This is a genomic window from Halomonas mongoliensis, assembly GCF_052496345.1.
In genome coordinates this window covers 1031221-1044132 of record NZ_CP199288.1, presented here as the reverse complement: position 1 = coordinate 1044132, position 12912 = coordinate 1031221, and the positions used below count along the sequence as shown (strand labels likewise).

The following is a 12912-nucleotide window of genomic DNA, read 5'->3' as shown; positions in this document are numbered from 1 at the left end:
GCCCCTGCCGTTGCCAACTTCCAGAGAGGAAAGATGAAACAGAAGCAGACATTGCGCCGCCGGACCCCCTTCCTGGCCGCCGGGCTCGCCCTGGCGCTGGGCCTTGCCGTCGCCCCCTTGGACGTCCAGGCCCAGCAGTTCCAGTCCATGCAGCGCCAGGCCCTGGATCGCATCGTGGCGGTGGTCAACCAGGGGGCGATCATGGAGAGCGAGCTGGAGGAGCGCCTGGCCCAGACCCGCAGCCAGCTGACCGCCCAGCAGATCGACCTGCCCCCGGAGCGGGTGCTGCGTGAGCAGCTGCTCGAGCAGATGGTCCTCGAGGAGATCCAGCTGCAGATGGCCCGGGATGCGGGCCTCTCCATCGACGATACCGAGCTCAACCGCCAGGTGCGGGCGATTGCCGAAAATAACGGCATGAGCGTGGAGCAGTTCGCCGACGCCCTGGAGGCCGACGGGCTGGCGCTGGCCACCGTGCGCGAGGAGATCCGTCGCGAACTGGTCATCCGCGAGCTCCAGCAGCGCCGGGTGGGCAGCCGGGTCAACCTCTCCGAGCGCGAGGTGGAGCGGCTGGTGGAGCAGGAGGGCGTCAGCCGCCAGCAGGCCCAGCAGAGACTCTTCCAGCGCCGCGCCAATGAGGAGCTGGAGGGCTGGCTGCAGGAGATCCGCTCCGAGGCCTTCGTCGACTACCGCCTCGACGACCGCTAATGGCCTCTATGCCGCGCCCCGTGCTGGCCCTGACCAGCGGCGAACCTGCCGGCATCGGCCCCGAGCTCACCGTCATGCTGGCCGCCGAGGGGGTGGCCGGCGTGGACCTGGTGGCGGTGGGCGACCCTGACCTGCTGGCCGAGCGCGCCGAGCGCCTGGGTCTCTCCGTCGAGATTGTGCCCCTGGCCCTGGATGAGTCGCTGCCGGCACCGCGTCCCGGCCGGCTGCCGGTCTGGCCGGTGGCGCTGCGGGCGCCGGCGCCCCCCGGCCTGCTGCAGGTCGCCAATGCCGACTACGTGCTCGAAACCCTGGACGTGGCGGTGCGCGCCTGCCTGGCGGGGCGGGCCGCCGGCATGGTGACCGCACCGCTCCATAAGGGGGTGATCCTCGAGGCGGGGCACGCGGGCTTCACCGGCCATACCGAATACCTGCGCGACGCCTGCGGAGTGGAGGAGGTGGTGATGATGCTAGCCACCGACCGTCCCCTGCACGCCACCCGCGAAGGCTGGCGGGGCCCGGGGGCGCTGCGGGTGGCCCTGGCCACCACCCACCTGCCGCTGCGCGAGGTGGCCGATGCCATCAGCGCCGAGGGGCTTTCGCGGGTGCTGCGCATCCTCGACGCCGACCTCCAGCGCTGGTTCGGTCTCCCGGCGCCCCGCATCGCCGTCTGCGGGCTCAACCCCCACGCCGGCGAGGGAGGACACCTGGGCCGCGAGGAGCTCGAGGTGATCGAGCCGGCCCTGGCGGCCCTGCGCGCCGAGGGGCTGCGCCTCGACGGCCCGCTCCCCGCCGATACCCTCTTTACGCCGCGCCATCTCGAGGGGGTCGATGCGGTGCTGGCCATGTATCATGATCAGGGCCTGCCGGTGCTCAAGTACGCCGGCTTCGGCAGCGCGGCCAATATCACCCTGGGTCTGCCGCTGGTACGCACCTCGGTGGACCATGGCACCGCCCTGGACCTGGCCGGCAGCGGCCGTGCCGACCCCGGCAGCCTGCGGGTGGCCGTGGCCCTGGCCGCGGAGATGGCCGGGCGCGACCCCATCAAACAGCGATAGAAGGACACCCCTGAATGGCATCTCGCCCCCCGGTACATCGGGCTCGCAAGCGCTTCGGCCAGAACTTCCTGCGCGATCGCGGCATCATCTCGCGCATCGTGCGCGCCATTGGGCCGCGTCCCGGCGAGCGGATCGTGGAGATCGGCCCCGGCCAGGGCGCGCTCACCGAGCCGCTGCTGGAGGCCGCCGAGGGACGCCTCGAGGTGATCGAGCTCGACCGCGACCTGATTCCCGGGCTGCGGGTGCAGTTCTTCAACTACCCCGACTTCGTGATCCACGAGGGCGACGCCCTCAAGTTCGACTTCCACGCCCTGCGCGGCGAAGGGGAGCCGCTGCGGGTGGTGGGCAACCTGCCCTACAACATCTCCACGCCGCTGATCGCCCACCTGCTCCAGGCCGGCGATGCCATCGCCGACATGCACTTCATGCTGCAGAAGGAGGTGGTGGAGCGCCTGGCCGCCGAGCCGGGCGGCCCCGACTGGGGGCGCCTCTCGGTCATGGCCCAGTACCGCTGCCGGGTGGAGTCGCTCTTCGTGGTGCCGCCGGAGGCCTTCGTGCCGCGGCCCAAGGTGGATTCCGCCATCGTGCGCCTGACGCCCCATGCCGAGCTGCCCCACCCGGCCGCCGACGAGGCGCTGCTCTTCACCCTGGTGCGCGAGGCCTTCGGCCAGCGCCGCAAGACCCTGCGCAACAACCTCAAGGGGCGTATCGAGGCCGAGGCCCTGGAGGCGCTGGGCATCGACCCGGCGCGGCGCCCCCAGACCCTCTCGGTCGAGGAGTTCGTGCGCATCGCCAACCACCTAGCCGCCGTCGGCGAGGGGGAAACCCCATGAGCCAGCGGCTGCCCGAGGCCCTGCCGGACCAGGTCCGCGTCGAGGTGGAGCCCGAGTTCCGTGACGAGGAGTCCGCCCCGGGGGAAGGGCGCTTCGTGTTCAGCTATACCATCACGGTGCACAACGCCTCGCCCCACAGCATCCAGCTGATGGCCCGCCACTGGAAGATCACCCAGGGCAGCGGCAAGGTGCAGGAGGTACGCGGCAAGGGGGTGGTGGGCCAGCAGCCGGTGATCGGCCCCGGCCAGCGCTTCCGCTACACCAGCCGCGCCATTCTCGACGGCCCGGTCGGGGTGATGGAGGGGGACTACACCTGCGTGGATACCGCCTCCCAGCGCCCCTTCGAGGTGGCCATCGCCCCCTTCCGCCTGGCCGGCCCCAACCAGGTACACTGAATCCACTGCTTCACCCCTTGCTGGGAGCGCCATATGACCACCTATGCCGTCGGTGACCTCCAGGGCTGCCACGCCGAGTTCGTCGAGCTGCTCGAGACCCTTGCCTTCGACCCGCGCCGCGACCGGCTCTGGCTGGCCGGGGACCTGGTCAACCGCGGGCCGGAGTCGCTTGCCTGCCTGCGCGAGGCGATGGCGCTGGGGGAGGCGGCACGGGTAGTGCTCGGCAACCATGACCTGCACCTGCTGGCGGTGGCCCGGGGCGGCGCCGGGCTCAATCGCAAGGACACCCTGGACGCCATCCTCGCCGCCCCGGACCGCGAGGCGCTGCTGGACTGGCTGCAGTCGCGCCCCCTGCTGGTGGCCGAGACCCGGGACGACTCCCCTGGGGCGGCGACGGTGATGACCCATGCCGGCCTGCTGCCCCAGTGGTCGCTGCCCCAGGCCCGCCGCCTGGCCGGCGAGGTGCAGGAGGTGCTGGGCGGCGAGGGCGCCGGGGCCTTCCTCGAGCGCATGTACGGCAACGCCCCGGCGCTCTGGCGCGACGACCTCGAGGGCATCGACCGGCTGCGCGCCGTCGTCAACGTCCTCACCCGCATGCGCTTCATCGACGCCGAGGGAAGGCTCGACTTCGCCGCCAAGGAGGGGCTCGACAGTGCCCCGCCGGGCTTCGCCCCCTGGTTCCAGTACCCCCGCGGCGACGATGCCCGGCTGCTGTTCGGCCACTGGGCGGCCCTGCAGGGCGCGACGCCCCACAGCCGGGTCGACGCCCGGGCCCTGGATACCGGCTGCGTCTGGGGCGGCAGCCTGACCGCCCTGAACCTCGAGAGCGGCGAGCGCGTCAGCGTTCCCAGCCGCCAGCGCCCCTAGGCGCCGCTTTCCTCATCCCCGACGACGACCTTCCCCTTCTCCGACGACGAGATTTGCCCATGAGCTTCCAGCACCTCGATATCGCGACCCTGACGGCCTGGCTCGATGCCGGCCGCCCCCTCGCCCTGGTGGATATCCGGGACCCCATGAGCTTCGCCCAGGGGGCCATTCCCGGCAGCCGCCGCCTGGACAACGACAGCGTCGGCGCCTTTCTCGACGAGACTCCGGCGGAGCGCCCGGTGGTGGTGGTCTGCTATCACGGCCACTCCAGCCAGCAGGCGGCGGCCTGGCTTGCCGGTCAGGGCCTCGGCGAGGTCTACAGCCTCGACGGCGGCTTCACCGAGTGGCAGCTGCGTCACCCCGACCGCGTGGAGGCCTGAGGTGGGTGCCCCGCGGGATCCTGCCGTGGAGGGCCTCGAGGTCTACTGCGTGGGCGGCGCGGTGCGCGACGCCCGCCTGGGCTGGCCGGTCTACGACCATGACTGGGTGGTGGTGGGCGCCACCCCGGAGGCGATGCGCCGCCGCGGCTTCAGGCCGGTGGGGCGCGACTTCCCGGTCTTCCTGCATCCCGAGACCCACGAGGAGTATGCCCTGGCGCGCACCGAGCGCAAGGCCGGCCACGGCTACACCGGCTTCGTGGTCCACGCCAGCCCCGAGGTGACCCTAGAGGAGGATCTCGCTCGTCGGGACCTGACCATCAACGCCATGGCCGAGAGCCCCGAGGGGGAGCTGGTCGACCCCCACGGTGGCCTGGCCGACCTGGAGGCCCGGGTGCTGCGTCACGTCTCGCCGGCCTTCGTGGAGGACCCGCTGCGGGTGCTGCGCACCGCACGCTTCCTGGCCCGCTATGCCGGCCTTGGCTTCACCATTGCCGAGGAGACGCAAAGCCTGATGCGTCGCCTGGTGGAGAGCGGGGAGATCGCCCACCTGGTGGCCGAGCGGGTCTGGGTCGAGACCGAGAAGGCCCTCGGCGAGCCCTGGCCCGAGGTCTACTTCCAGACCCTGGCCGGCTGCGGTGCCCTGGCGGTACTGATGCCGGAGCTCGCCGCCGACGAGGAGGCCCTGGACGACGCTCTGGGGCGGCTGCACCGCTTGCCCGAGGAGCTCGACGACGAGGCGCTGGTGCGCTGGCGCTGGGCGCGGCTGGTGGAGCACCTGGATGACGGGGCCCGCGGGCGGCTGGCCGAGCGGCTGCGTCTGCCCCGGGCCCATGCGGCCCTGGCCCGCCAGGCGGCACTGACCCGTACCCTCTGCGCCCGGGCCGCCCGGGAGGGGCTCGACGGGGAGGCGGTGCTGGCCTGGCTGGACGCCATCGATGCCTGGCGGCGCGGCGAACGGGTGGCGCCGCTGCTCAGCCTGATCAGCCTGGAGGCGCCGGCGCTGGCCGAGACCCTGGCGCTGGCCTGGCGGCTGGCCGCCCAGGTGCTGCCCAGGGCGCTGGTGGAGGAGGGCTATCAGGGGCGTGAGCTGGGCGAAGCGCTGGCGCGCCGCCGCCAGGAGGCGATCGAGGCGGCCCTGGGCGGGAGCTGAGGTGCGCCTCAGTCGGGGTGGGAGATCTTGCGCCCCGCCCACGCGAAGGGTACCGCCCAGAGGCGCTGGCTGCCGGGGTCGAAGTCGGCCCAGAGAGCGGCATAGGTCGCGCCGCTTTCGGGGTGGCGCGTTTCGGGGAGCAGCTCGGCCAGGGGCTGGAGCACGAAGGCGTGGTGGCAGATCTCGCCCCTGGGCAGCGCCACCCCGTCATGCTCGCCGGTGAGCTCGCCCACGGTAAGCAGGTCGATATCCAGGGTACGGGGGCTGAACTTGGGGCTGTCAGGGCGCCTGCCATTGGCGAACTCCAGCCGCTTGCACCAGGCCTGCAGTTCGCCCACCGACCAGTCGCTCTCGAAGGCGGCCACCAGATTGTAGAAATTGCGCCCATCCTCGAAGCCCACCGGCTCGCTCTCGAACACCCGCGATATCGCCAGCGACTCGAAGGTGGCCGCCAGGGCATCCAGGCAGGTGCGCACATGGCGGTCGCGCTCGATATTGCTGCCGATGCTCACCGTCACCAGGGTCATCAGCTCGCCTCCGGGCGCTGTCCACGCTCGATCTGCACCCCCACCGCGGCGGCGGCGGCCACTGCGCCGGGTTTGCGCACGGCAAGGCGCAGCCAGGGAATGCCGAACTCCTGGCGCAGGGTCTCGGCCAGCCGCTCGGCGAAGGTCTCCACCAGGGCGAAGTCGTGCTCAGCGGCGAAGTCCTGGATACGCTCGCTGATGGCGGCGTAGTCCAGGGTCAGGGCGATATCGTCGTCGGCCGCCGCCGGGCGAATATCCGTGGCCAGCGCCAGGTCGAGCACCAGGCGCTGGGTGATGGTGCGCTCCCAGTCGTAGACGCCGATCACGGTGTCGACGCCGAGGGACTCGATCAGCACGAGATCCATGGTGAGGGTTCCACGCTAGAGAGAGTGAGGCCGGGTGGGAATGGTCCGGCAGGCGTGGCCGGATTGTACGCGAGGCGGCCTTCGGGGAACACCGCCGGCGCTGGGCGCGCCGGGGTTCGCCTGGCAGAATGGCAGCTGTTCGAGTCTCGGGAGGTCCGCCATGGAGGCGCCACTTGTCCTGCCTCTGCCGGCCCTGCTGCCGCCGCTGGTGGCGCTGGGCTATCTCAGCGGCAGCTGGCTGGGCGCGCTGAGCGTCTGCCGCCTGGCCGGCGTGGAGGATCCGCGCCTGGCGGGCTCCTTCAATCCCGGTTTCTCCAACGTGCTCAGGGTGCATGGCCCCCGGCTGGCCCTGGCCACCCTGCTGGTGGATGCCGCCAAGGGCGTGCCGGTCCTGCTGCTGGCGATCCTGCTGGGGCTGCCTCCCTGGGCCCAGGGCGTGGTGGGTCTGGCGGTGCTGCTGGGCCACAGCTATCCGCTCTGGCACCGCTTCCGGGGCGGCAAGGCGGTGGCCAGCGCCTTCGGGGTGATGCTGGTGCTGACGCCGGGGGTAGCCCTGGTGTGCGCCGCCCTCTGGGCGCTGCTCGCCTGGCGGGTGCGCACCGCGGCGGTGGCGTCGCTGGTCAGCGCCGCTGCCGCGCCCCTGACCAGCCTGTGGCTGGCGCCTGACTATGTGGTCGTGGTGATCGCCTTTACCCTGCTGGTGCTGCTGCGCCACCTGCTCAATATCCAGCGCCTGGGGCGCGGCGATGAGCCGGGGCTCTAGCCGGGCAAGGTACTCGCCGGCCGGGTAACGAGACTCGCGATCCCGGGAACGAAACCCTGCCACTTCGCTTGCCGCTTGCACGTCGGGGCACAACATAATCCCTCACGGGTGCCCCTCACTCGACATCCCTGTCGATTGACGTGCGCGGCGGCGCTCGTTGCCAGCGTTCCCGGGTATATATCGCGTCGCTTCGTTACCCGGCCTTCCGCCTTGCCGCCCTCAGTGCCGTTCAGCTTCCGGCAGGAGCCTCCAGGGTATCCATCGGCCAGCGCGGTACCGCCTTCATCACGCCCTGCTCGTCGCGCTCGCCCGCCAGCAGCCGCTGGGCACCCACATAAGCGATCATGGCGCCGTTGTCGGTGCAGAAGCGGCCCCTGGGGTAGTAGGACCGGGCGCGGCGCTTCTCGCACTCGTGCTCCAGTCGCTCGCGCAGGCGCGCGTTGGCGCTGACCCCGCCGGCCATCACCAGGCGCTTGAGCCCGGTCTGGTCCAGGGCGCGGCGGCACTTGATCACCAGGGTATCCACCACCGCCTCCTCGAAGGCGCGGGCCACGTCGGCGCGGGCCTGGTTGTCGAGCCCGCCTGACGCCTCGAGCTGGCGGATGGCGGTGAGGGTGTGGGTCTTGAGGCCCGAAAAGCTGAAGTCGAGCCCCGGGCGGTCGGTCATCGGCCGCGGGAAGCGGAAGCGTCCGGGGTCGCCCTGCTCGGCCAGTCGCGCTACCTGGGGGCCGCCCGGGTAGTCCAGGCCGAGCATCTTGGCCGCCTTGTCGAAGGCCTCGCCGGCGGCGTCATCCACGGATTCGCCGAGCAGCGTATAGCGCCCCAGGCCGCGTACCTCCACCAGCTGGGTGTGGCCGCCCGAGACCAGCAGCGCCACGAAGGGGAACTCGGGGCGCTCATCCTCCAGCATGGGCGCCAGCAGGTGGCCCTCCATGTGATGAACGCCGAGCACCGGGATGCCCAGCGCCCGGGCCATGCCGTGGGCGGTGGCAGCGCCTACCATCAGAGCACCCACCAGGCCGGGCCCCGCGGTGTAGGCGATGGCGTCCAGCTCGCTGCGGGAGAGCCCCGCCTCGTCGAGCACCTGCTGGATCAACGGCAGCAGGCGGCGGGTGTGATCACGGGAGGCCAGCTCCGGTACCACGCCGCCATATTCGGCGTGCATGGCGACCTGGCTGTAGAGCGCATCGGCCACGAGGCCGCGCTCGGTGTCGAAGAGGGCGACGCCGGTCTCGTCGCAGGAGGTCTCGATGCCCAGTACGCGCATGGTGTTGGCTCGGTTGTGCGGAACAGGCCGGCATTCTACGCGGTTTGAAGGGGGAAAGCATTTGCAAAGGCTGGGGCTGACGACTAGACTACCGTGCGCTGCAAGACTGGGTCGTGCACCCAGGTGGCGACTCCCCGCGACCGACACGCTGCCCTCCGGCTCGCTTACGCGCTCCGGAACAGCTGCTGTCGCGATCACTGCCACCCACAGGGGTGTGCGTACTAACCGAACTCTAGTTACCTAAGGTAGGTGAGTGCTTAATGCCTTCTGTTAAAGTACGTGATAACGAGCCGTTTGACGTCGCACTGCGTCGTTTCAAGCGTTCCTGCGAAAAAGCCGGTGTTCTCTCCGAAGTGCGTCGTCGCGAGTACTACGAGAAGCCGACCGCAGAGCGCAAGCGCAAGTCGGCGGCCGCCGTCAAGCGTCACGCCAAGAAGCTCCAGCGTGAGCGCAAGCGCTTCGAACGGCTCTACTGATCCGTACTGGAGGCAGCCAGGGCCCCGGGCCCGGGCGGTCTCAGGAGGACGCCAAGCGGCCGCCATCCGGTGGCCGCTTGTTTTTTCCGGGGCGTTGGCCCACTGGTGCCGGCGACCCGCCGCGATCGCATCGCCAGTCGTCGAGGTGATCCGACCCCATGGCAGGACAGATTCCCCAGCGCTTTATCGATGACCTGCTGGCCCGCGTCGACGTGGTCGAGGTGGTGGGCGAGCGCGTCAAGCTCAAGAAGGCGGGCCGCAACTACTCCGGGCTCTGCCCCTTTCATCAGGAGAAGACGCCGTCGTTTACCGTCAGCGCCGACAAGCAGTTCTACCACTGCTTCGGCTGCGGTGCCCACGGTAACGCCCTGCGCTTCCTGATGGAGTACGACAAGCTGCGCTTCCCCGAGGCGGTGGAGCAGCTCGCCGGCCGGCTGGGGCTGGAGGTGCCTCGCGAGGGCGCCGACGATCCCCGGGCCCAGGCCCGTGAGCGCAAGCGCAAGGAGGGCGTCAACCTGCTGGAGCTCTCGGCGAGCTTCTTTCGCGAGCGGCTGAAGATGCCGGAAGGCCAGGGAGCTCGGGAGTACCTCGAACGCCGCGGGCTCTCGCCGGAGGTACAGCAGACCTTCGGGGTCGGCTATGCGCCGGACGGCTGGGAGGCCCTCAAGCGGCACCTCTCCGAACGCGGCGTCGCTGAGGCGGTGCAGGTGGAGTATGGCCTGCTGGTGCACCGGGAGGAGAGCGGACGCACCTACGACCGCTTCCGGGATCGGGTGATGTTCCCGATCCGCGATATCAAGGGGCGCACCATCGGCTTCGGCGGCCGGGTGCTGGGCGATGCCAAGCCCAAGTACCTCAACTCGCCGGAGACGCCGGTGTTCCACAAGGGACGCGAGCTCTACGGCCTCTATGAGGCGCGCCAGGCGGACCATCGGCTGGAGCGGGTGGTGATCGTCGAGGGCTACATGGACGTGGTGGCCCTGGCTCAGTTCGGCATTCGCAACGCCGTGGCGACCCTGGGCACCTCCACCAGCGAGGAGCACCTGACCCGGCTGTTTCGCATGGTCAGCGAAGTGGTGTTCTGCTTCGACGGCGACCGCGCCGGCCGCCAGGCGGCGGCTCGGGCCCTGGAGACGGTGCTGCCGCTGATGATCGACGGGCGCCAGGCGCGCTTCCTGTTCCTGCCCGAGGGGGAGGACCCGGATACCCTGGTGCGCCGCGAGGGGGCCGAGGCCTTCCAGGATCGCATCACCTGCGCCAGCCCGCTGTCGGAGTTTCTCTTCGACCAGGCGGCGGCGGGGCGCGACCTGGCCAGGATCGAGGATCGCGAACGCTACGCCAGTCAGGTGCTGGCGGCGCTGGCGAGGCTGCCGGAGGGGGTGCTGAAGTCGCTGATGCTCAGCGAGCTCTCGCGGCGTACCGGGGTCGAGGCGTCGAGCTTTGCCACCCTGCTGGCGCGCTCCCGTCAGGCGGCTCCCGAGCCGGCTGCGGGGCCGGGGGAATCAGCGCCGATGGGGGAGGCGGCGGGCGAGATGCCGGAGGCGCCGCCGCTCGGCGAGCGTGCGCCCCCGGCACGCCGCAGCGGCTCCCTGAGCCTGGCGGCTCGGGCGCTGCAGCTGCTGGTGCATGAGCCCGAGCTGGTGGCCCAGCTGCCGGAGGCAGACGACTGGTGCCCGGAGGAGGATCCCGACGGGCGCCTGTGTCGCGAGGTGATCCGCCTGCTGCGTGCCGGGCGCTACCGCAGCGCCCAGGTGCTGCTGGCGCACTTCCACGGCACGCCGGAGGGAGAGCGGCTGGCGGCGCTGGCGCGGCGCGAGCTGCTGATCCCGAGGCCGGCGCGGGGCGCCGAACTGGAGGGGCTGGTGTCGCACTTTCTTCGGCACCGGGAGCGGCGCTCGCCTCAGGAAGAGATCGATACGCTGCTGGCCAGGGAGAAGGCGGGGGAGCGGCTCTCCAGGGAGGAGAAGCAGCGCCTGATGGTGCTGCTGACCGAACTGCATCGCTGACCGTAAGGTCAATAGGGCATTCGCCTGCTTTCTAACGATTAGCTGGCGCCAGGGTTGATTTTTCTCCTACCATCCCCACATAGGAGAGGGCGCTTGGCACCGGCGTAACCAGACAACCTAACACACCTGAATGACCGCGCAAATAGATCGAACTGGCAGGAAGGTGCTTTCTGCCGCTATACTGTTCGGCTTCACGACTTTTCTCCACCCAGCGCTTCAGGTGCTTCATTCTTCTTCGTCGAGATAGGGTTTCTATGGCTGGAAATGCGCAGCAGCAGTCACGTCTGAAGGAGTTGATCGCGCGCGGCAAGGAACAGGGCTACCTGACCTATGCCGAGGTCAACGACCACCTTCCCGAGGATATCGCCGACCCCGATCAGGTGGAAGACATCATCGGCATGATCAACGACATGGGTATCAGCGTCGTTGAGGAAGCCCCCGATGAAGACACCCTGATGATGTCGGATCACTCCACCGACGAGTCTGCCGCCGAGGAGGCCGTGGCGGCCCTGGCCGCGGTGGAGAGCGACGTGGGCCGTACCACCGACCCGGTGCGCATGTACATGCGCGAGATGGGCACGGTGGAGCTGCTGACCCGCGAGGGCGAGATCGAGATCGCCAAGCGCATCGAGGAGGGCACCCGGGAGGTGATGTCCGCCCTGGCCTACCTGCCCGGTGCGGTGGAGTCGATCCTCGACGCCTATGATACCACCCAGGACGAGGAGGCCCCCGGCCGCCTCTCCGACCTCTTTTCCGGCTTTATCGACCCCGATGAAGGCATCCCCGGCGTGGCCGAGGCGGAGCCGCCCGAGCCCGAGGTCAGCGATGACGTCGACGAGGACGGCGACGGCTCCGACGACGAGGAGGAGGACGACTCCACCAGCAACGAGGGTGGCCCGGACCCGGAAGAGGCCCGCGCCCGCTTCGAGCAGATCCGCGAGCAGAACGCCGCCGCCCATGCCGCCATCGCCGCCCACGGCCGCGGCTCGAAGGAGGCCCAGGAGGAGCTGGCGCGTCTGGCCGAGCTCTTCTCGCCGATCAAGCTGGTGCCCAAGCACTTCGAGCGCCTGGTCAACCAGGTGCGGATCAGCGTCGAGCAGGTGCGCGCCCAGGAGAAGGCGGTGATGCAGCTTTGCGTCAAGAAGGCGCGCATCCCCCGCAAGACCTTTATCAAGGCCTTCCCGGGCAGCGAGTCCGACCCCCAGTGGCTGGACCGCTTCGCCGGCGAGCATCCCAAGTATGCCGATCGCCTCGAGCCGCTGCGCGCCGATATACAGCGCGCCCAGCGCAAGATCGCCTTCGAGGAGGAGATGGTCTGTCTGCCGGTGACCGAGATCAAGGAGGTCAACCGTCGCCTCTCCATCGGTGAGGCCAAGGCGCGCCGCGCCAAGAAGGAGATGGTGGAGGCCAACCTGCGCCTGGTGATCTCCATCGCCAAGAAGTACACCAACCGCGGCCTGCAGTTCCTGGACCTGATCCAGGAGGGCAACATCGGCCTGATGAAGGCGGTGGACAAGTTCGAGTATCGCCGCGGCTACAAGTTCTCCACCTACGCCACCTGGTGGATTCGTCAGGCGATCACCCGCTCCATTGCCGACCAGGCGCGCACCATCCGTATTCCGGTGCACATGATCGAGACCATCAACAAGCTCAACCGGGTCTCCCGGCAGATGCTTCAGGAGATGGGCCGCGAGCCTACCCCCGAGGAGCTGGGTGAGCGTCTCGAGATGCCGGAAGACAAGGTGCGCAAGGTGCTCAAGATCGCCAAGGAGCCGATCTCCATGGAGACGCCCATCGGTGACGACGACGACTCGCACCTGGGCGACTTCATCGAGGACGGGACCATGATCCTGCCCATCGACTCCGCCACCGGCGAGGGGCTGATCGAGGCGACCCGCAACGTGCTGGGTGGGCTCACCGCCCGGGAAGCCAAGGTGCTGCGCATGCGCTTCGGCATCGACATGAACACCGACCACACCCTCGAGGAGGTCGGCAAGCAGTTCGATGTCACCCGCGAGCGGATCCGTCAGATCGAGGCCAAGGCGCTGCGCAAGCTGCGTCATCCCAGCCGCTCCGAGCCGCTGCGCTCCTTCCTCGACGAGTAGCCGCCCACCGCACGGTCA

At 69.9% G+C, this 12912-nt stretch carries 15 protein-coding genes; 11 read left to right on the top strand and 4 right to left on the bottom strand.

The genetic code is table 11. The features are described from left to right. The first annotated feature begins 33 nt into the window (after positions 1–33). Genes ACRYRV_RS04780 through ACRYRV_RS04750 form a run of 7 tightly spaced genes read left to right on the top strand, consistent with a single transcriptional unit; the run spans position 34 to position 5385 of the window. Positions 34–705, top strand: coding sequence for a SurA N-terminal domain-containing protein (locus ACRYRV_RS04780; RefSeq protein ID WP_253449468.1), 672 nt, complete (start codon positions 34–36; stop codon positions 703–705). Continuing rightward, positions 705–1760 (top strand): 4-hydroxythreonine-4-phosphate dehydrogenase PdxA, encoded by a 1056-nt coding sequence (gene pdxA / locus ACRYRV_RS04775; RefSeq protein WP_444985776.1) that lies wholly within the window; start codon positions 705–707, stop codon positions 1758–1760. Before ACRYRV_RS04780 ends, pdxA begins: the two co-directional genes overlap by 1 nt. A 14-nt stretch (positions 1761–1774) precedes the next feature. Beyond that, positions 1775–2593 (top strand): 16S rRNA (adenine(1518)-N(6)/adenine(1519)-N(6))-dimethyltransferase RsmA, encoded by an 819-nt coding sequence (gene rsmA / locus ACRYRV_RS04770; protein ID WP_253449471.1) that lies wholly within the window; start codon positions 1775–1777, stop codon positions 2591–2593. Further along, positions 2590–2988, top strand: a complete 399-nt coding sequence (gene apaG / locus ACRYRV_RS04765) for a Co2+/Mg2+ efflux protein ApaG (protein WP_253449474.1) — start codon at positions 2590–2592, stop codon at positions 2986–2988. The genes rsmA and apaG overlap by 4 nt, the downstream gene beginning before the upstream one ends. Positions 2989–3021: 33 nt before the next feature. After that, entirely contained in the window at positions 3022–3855 is an 834-nt protein-coding gene (locus ACRYRV_RS04760; protein ID WP_444985777.1) for a symmetrical bis(5'-nucleosyl)-tetraphosphatase, read from the top strand. A 59-nt stretch (positions 3856–3914) separates the two neighbouring features. After that, positions 3915–4235 (top strand): thiosulfate sulfurtransferase GlpE, encoded by a 321-nt coding sequence (gene glpE, locus ACRYRV_RS04755; RefSeq protein ID WP_299311002.1) that lies wholly within the window; start codon positions 3915–3917, stop codon positions 4233–4235. Between the two features lies 1 nt (position 4236). Beyond that, positions 4237–5385, top strand: coding sequence for a polynucleotide adenylyltransferase (locus ACRYRV_RS04750; protein WP_444985778.1), 1149 nt, complete (start codon positions 4237–4239; stop codon positions 5383–5385). Positions 5386–5393: 8 nt separating this feature from the next. On the opposite strand, the gene folK is transcribed toward ACRYRV_RS04750, so the two are convergent. Together folK and folB are read right to left on the bottom strand one after the other, a co-directional pair. Then, positions 5394–5912: a 2-amino-4-hydroxy-6-hydroxymethyldihydropteridine diphosphokinase gene (folK, locus tag ACRYRV_RS04745; protein ID WP_444985779.1), complete on the bottom strand. Its 519-nt coding sequence runs from the start codon at positions 5910–5912 to the stop codon at positions 5394–5396. After that, complete coding sequence (folB, locus tag ACRYRV_RS04740; RefSeq protein ID WP_309636077.1) at positions 5912–6277, bottom strand: dihydroneopterin aldolase; 366 nt, start codon at positions 6275–6277, stop codon at positions 5912–5914. Before folB ends, folK begins: the two co-directional genes overlap by 1 nt. A gap of 160 nt (positions 6278–6437) precedes the next feature. Between folB and plsY the strand changes: the two genes are divergently transcribed. After that, positions 6438–7040 (top strand): glycerol-3-phosphate 1-O-acyltransferase PlsY, encoded by a 603-nt coding sequence (gene plsY / locus ACRYRV_RS04735; RefSeq protein WP_444985780.1) that lies wholly within the window; start codon positions 6438–6440, stop codon positions 7038–7040. 229 nt (positions 7041–7269) lie between these two features. Here the strand turns inward: plsY and tsaD are convergent, their stop codons facing one another. Further along, positions 7270–8307, bottom strand: a complete 1038-nt coding sequence (tsaD, locus tag ACRYRV_RS04730) for a tRNA (adenosine(37)-N6)-threonylcarbamoyltransferase complex transferase subunit TsaD (RefSeq protein WP_444985781.1) — start codon at positions 8305–8307, stop codon at positions 7270–7272. Between the two features lie 260 nt (positions 8308–8567). Here tsaD and rpsU point away from each other — a divergent pair, with 260 nt between their 5' ends. Both rpsU and dnaG read left to right on the top strand, forming a co-directional pair. Beyond that, positions 8568–8783: a 30S ribosomal protein S21 gene (gene rpsU / locus ACRYRV_RS04725; RefSeq protein ID WP_253449498.1), complete on the top strand. Its 216-nt coding sequence runs from the start codon at positions 8568–8570 to the stop codon at positions 8781–8783. 158 nt (positions 8784–8941) lie between these two features. Further along, positions 8942–10789, top strand: coding sequence for a DNA primase (gene dnaG, locus ACRYRV_RS04720; RefSeq protein ID WP_309636080.1), 1848 nt, complete (start codon positions 8942–8944; stop codon positions 10787–10789). A 31-nt stretch (positions 10790–10820) separates the two neighbouring features. Here dnaG and ACRYRV_RS04715 read toward each other — a convergent pair whose 3' ends face one another. Beyond that, positions 10821–11018, bottom strand: coding sequence for a hypothetical protein (locus tag ACRYRV_RS04715; protein WP_309636081.1), 198 nt, complete (start codon positions 11016–11018; stop codon positions 10821–10823). 25 nt (positions 11019–11043) lie between these two features. Here ACRYRV_RS04715 and rpoD point away from each other — a divergent pair, with 25 nt between their 5' ends. Continuing rightward, on the top strand, positions 11044–12894 hold the full coding sequence (rpoD, locus tag ACRYRV_RS04710; protein ID WP_309636082.1) for an RNA polymerase sigma factor RpoD: 1851 nt from the start codon (positions 11044–11046) through the stop codon (positions 12892–12894). Positions 12895–12912: the final 18 nt, after the last annotated feature.

Excerpts from the sequence above, each read along its gene's own strand:
- rpsU (WP_253449498.1), top strand. The coding sequence starts at position 8,568 with ATGCCTTCTGTTAAAGTACGTGATAACGAGCCGTTTGACGTCGCACTG.
- pdxA (WP_444985776.1), top strand. The coding sequence starts at position 705 with ATGGCCTCTATGCCGCGCCCCGTGCTGGCCCTGACCAGCGGCGAACCT.
- ACRYRV_RS04715 (WP_309636081.1), bottom strand. The coding sequence starts at position 11,018 with ATGAAGCACCTGAAGCGCTGGGTGGAGAAAAGTCGTGAAGCCGAACAG.
- glpE (WP_299311002.1), top strand. The coding sequence starts at position 3,915 with ATGAGCTTCCAGCACCTCGATATCGCGACCCTGACGGCCTGGCTCGAT.
- rpoD (WP_309636082.1), top strand. The coding sequence starts at position 11,044 with ATGGCTGGAAATGCGCAGCAGCAGTCACGTCTGAAGGAGTTGATCGCG.
- folK (WP_444985779.1), bottom strand. The coding sequence starts at position 5,912 with ATGACCCTGGTGACGGTGAGCATCGGCAGCAATATCGAGCGCGACCGC.
- folB (WP_309636077.1), bottom strand. The coding sequence starts at position 6,277 with ATGGATCTCGTGCTGATCGAGTCCCTCGGCGTCGACACCGTGATCGGC.
- ACRYRV_RS04780 (WP_253449468.1), top strand. The coding sequence starts at position 34 with ATGAAACAGAAGCAGACATTGCGCCGCCGGACCCCCTTCCTGGCCGCC.
- apaG (WP_253449474.1), top strand. The coding sequence starts at position 2,590 with ATGAGCCAGCGGCTGCCCGAGGCCCTGCCGGACCAGGTCCGCGTCGAG.
- ACRYRV_RS04760 (WP_444985777.1), top strand. The coding sequence starts at position 3,022 with ATGACCACCTATGCCGTCGGTGACCTCCAGGGCTGCCACGCCGAGTTC.
- plsY (WP_444985780.1), top strand. The coding sequence starts at position 6,438 with ATGGAGGCGCCACTTGTCCTGCCTCTGCCGGCCCTGCTGCCGCCGCTG.
- dnaG (WP_309636080.1), top strand. The coding sequence starts at position 8,942 with ATGGCAGGACAGATTCCCCAGCGCTTTATCGATGACCTGCTGGCCCGC.
- rsmA (WP_253449471.1), top strand. The coding sequence starts at position 1,775 with ATGGCATCTCGCCCCCCGGTACATCGGGCTCGCAAGCGCTTCGGCCAG.
- tsaD (WP_444985781.1), bottom strand. The coding sequence starts at position 8,307 with ATGCGCGTACTGGGCATCGAGACCTCCTGCGACGAGACCGGCGTCGCC.